This is a genomic window from Brachyspira suanatina (assembly GCF_001049755.1).
GTDB lineage: Bacteria > Spirochaetota > Brachyspiria > Brachyspirales > Brachyspiraceae > Brachyspira > Brachyspira suanatina.
Genome location: NZ_CVLB01000010.1, coordinates 1 through 3371, shown reverse-complemented (window position 1 = coordinate 3371; position 3371 = coordinate 1). Strand labels below are relative to the sequence as shown.

At 29.2% G+C, this 3371-nt stretch carries 3 protein-coding genes and 2 pseudogenes; 3 read left to right on the top strand and 2 right to left on the bottom strand.

The window, feature by feature from the left end; genetic code table 11:
• Together BRSU_RS13990 and BRSU_RS13985 are read right to left on the bottom strand one after the other, a co-directional pair.
• The coding region (locus BRSU_RS13990) for a P27 family phage terminase small subunit (protein WP_048596204.1) at positions 1-318 on the bottom strand (318 nt) is incomplete at its 3' end.
• Positions 319-347: 29 nt separating this feature from the next.
• Positions 348-617, bottom strand: a pseudogene (locus tag BRSU_RS13985) (P27 family phage terminase small subunit); the annotation flags it as partial.
• A gap of 99 nt (positions 618-716) precedes the next feature.
• On the opposite strand from BRSU_RS13985, the gene BRSU_RS13980 reads away from it, so the two are divergent.
• From BRSU_RS13980 to BRSU_RS13970, 3 genes and pseudogenes are all read left to right on the top strand, one after another.
• Positions 717-1628, top strand: a complete 912-nt coding sequence (locus tag BRSU_RS13980) for a DNA-methyltransferase (RefSeq protein WP_048596203.1) — start codon at positions 717-719, stop codon at positions 1626-1628.
• A gap of 47 nt (positions 1629-1675) precedes the next feature.
• Positions 1676-1942: pseudogene (locus BRSU_RS13975) on the top strand (phage portal protein); the annotation flags it as partial.
• A 69-nt stretch (positions 1943-2011) separates the two neighbouring features.
• On the top strand, positions 2012-3295 hold the full coding sequence (locus BRSU_RS13970; protein ID WP_048596201.1) for a phage portal protein: 1284 nt from the start codon (positions 2012-2014) through the stop codon (positions 3293-3295).
• Positions 3296-3371: the final 76 nt, after the last annotated feature.

Genomic DNA, 3371 nt, shown 5'->3' with positions numbered 1-3371 from the left:
TGCTGTTATAGCTTTATGATATGCTAAATATTCGCCCATTGTTTGAGAGTTTTTACCTGCTAAATATCCAGCTATAGAACCGCCTTCATTAATCATAGCTTCATAAAGATTCATAGCATCACCATAATGCAGACATAAAAGTTCAAATGCTGATAAATCGGCATCTCCAAGCATATTTTTTTCAGCAAAAATAGGAGCAAGTTCTTTCCATTTTTTTAAAGAATACCCACAAAAATATTCTGGCGGATTTGGTATTTTAACGGCTTTTTTTGGCTTATTTTGGGCGTTTTTTGGGGCTTTTTTAGCTTTATCGGGCATTTATACTCCTAATAGTATATTTTAGTNGAGTTTTTACCTGCTAAATATCCAGCTATAGAACCGCCTTCATTAATCATAGCTTCATAAAGATTCATAGCATCACCATAATGCAGACATAAAAGTTCAAATGCTGATAAATCGGCATCTCCAAGCATATTTTTTTCAGCAAAAATAGGAGCAAGTTCTTTCCATTTTTTTAAAGAATACCCACAAAAATATTCTGGCGGATTTGGTATTTTAACGGCTTTTTTTGGCTTATTTTGGGCGTTTTTTGGGGCTTTTTTAGCTTTATCGGGCATTTATACTCCTAATAGTATATTTTAGTTAAAAATATATATTAATAATAAGTAATATAATATTTTATAACTATAAGAAAAAAAATAATTCAGGAGCTTTTTATGGTTAGGAAAGTTGTTATTGGAAACTGTACTTTACTTAAGGGAAATTGTGAAGAGGTTATGGAAGAATTAGAAAGTAATTCTATAAATGCTGTAGCATCAGATCCACCGTATTTATATTTAAAGCATAAACTAGATATACCTTTCAATGAAGATAAAGTATTTGGAGAATGGAAAAGATTATTAAAAAATAATTCTATGATAGCATTTTTTGGAAGAGGAGATGCTTTTTTCAGATGGAACTTAATGCTTGACAAATTAGGTTTCAAGTTTAAAGAAAATGCTGTATGGGAAAAAGAAAATGCTTCTAATTATCTAAATAATTTTTTAAGAATACATGAAGATATTTCTTTTCGCAGTTTAGGGAATGCTAATTTAAGAAAGGAATATGTTGACTATTTAGAATATCAAATTAATAAAAATAAATTAGATAGAATTATAGATATTTGGAAAGGTTTAAGAAGTGCATTAAACAGTAAAGATAAAGATGATGTTATTAAATATATAGAAACAGGCATCAAAGAGTTTAATTATGAAACTAAAAGAAAATATGAAATAACAGCAAGAAAACATCAAGGTGCAAAAAGAGGAGTTAATTTATTTCAGTCAGTAAAAGTTGGAAAAATAGAAACATCTATTATGCGTTGTAATAGAGAGCAGTATCAATATCAGCATCCAACGCAAAAACCTGTTGCTTTAATGGAGAGAATAGTGAAATTAGTTTCAGATGAGAACGATACTATATTAGATCCATTTATGGGCGGAGGCAGTACAGGAGTAGCATGCATTAATACTAATAGGAAGTTTATAGGTATAGAGCTTGATGATGAATATTTTGATACAGCAGTCAAAAGAGTAAGTAAAGCATATCAAGATAAACAAGAGGAGTTGCTTGATAAAAAAGCAGCATAATATAATTATATAATGCTTATATTTCCTTATATTTTTTTATATATTATATGTCTGTAATAAAAAATATAGGGAATTATATAAAAAAATGGCTATTTCCTGATTTTAGCCATATAGATGGAAGTAATTTTTTATCAATTCAAAATGATAAAACTCTATCAGCAGTCAATCCTAATACTGCTTTAACTTTCTCTACAGTATTTGCATGCGTGAGAGTTATAGCTGAAACAATAGCAACTTTACCTCTTTTTGTATATAAAATAAATGGGAATAATAAAGTAAAAGCTAAAGATCATTCTTTATACAGCTTATTACATGANTGATAAAAAAGCAGCATAATATAATTATATAATGCTTATATTTCCTTATATTTTTTTATATATTATATGTCTGTAATAAAAAATATAGGGAATTATATAAAAAAATGGCTATTTCCTGATTTTAGCCATATAGATGGAAGTAATTTTTTATCAATTCAAAATGATAAAACTCTATCAGCAGTCAATCCTAATACTGCTTTAACTTTCTCTACAGTATTTGCATGCGTGAGAGTTATAGCTGAAACAATAGCAACTTTACCTCTTTTTGTATATAAAATAAATGGGAATAATAAAGTAAAAGCTAAAGATCATTCTTTATACAGCTTATTACATGACTCACCTAATGAAGAATGCACATCAGTATCATTTATAGAAAGTCTAATCACTCAAATACTTTTGCAAGGCAACGGTTTTGTAGAAGTAGTAAGAGATAATTTCAACAGGGTAACAGAACTTTATTTAATAGATTCTAATAAAATACGCATTTTTAGAAATTCAAACGGCAATAAAATGTTTGAATATTCCGATGACGGAAAAATAATCACTTTATCTCCATTACAAGTTATGCATATAGCAGGACTTGGATGGAACGGAGTGATAGGATACAGTCCAATAGCTATGCTCCGCAAGCAGATAGCTACAGGGCTTTATCAAGATAATTTCGCATTAGATTTCTTTTCTAATGGTGTTAAAAAAGTTCCAATTATTTCACATCCGCAAAAATTAAGTTCAGATGCTAAAAAAAACTTAAAAGAAAGCTTCAGAGAGGCTTGGGAAAAAGGTATAGTTGTTCTTGAAGAAGGAATGAAAATAGAGCCTGTGACAATGAATTTGTCAGATGCTCAGTTTCTGGAAAGCCGAAGATTTTCAGTAGAGGAAATATGCCGAGTGTTCCGTGTACCTCCTCATTTAATCGGTGATTTAAGCAGAAGTACAAATAATAATATAGAACATCAAAGTATAGAGTTTGTTACTCATACCATAAGACCTTGGTGCGTTCGTATAGAAAAAGCATTAAACGGCTATTTATTAAGCGGATTAGAAAGAAAAAAATATAATATAGAGTTTAATTTGGATGGACTTTTAAGAGGTGATACTCTTACAAGACAGCAAGCAAATCAAATCAAATTAAATAATGGTGTTCTTACTAGAAATGAATGGAGAAGACAAGAAAACCTTAATGAAGTAGATGATGAATATGGAGATGAGTATTTCGTTTCTCAACAAATAAGACCAATAAAAACAGTTTATGAAGAACCTAAAGAAACTGAAGACAATCAAAACTTTAATATAAATAATAATGATAAAAATAAAAAATTAGAAGAGGAAGATAAAAATGCCAGTGAATAATAATGAAATTAGAAGTATAGATATTGATATCCAAAAAAGCACAGACACCGAAGGTGAACCTCTTAAATTAAGAGGC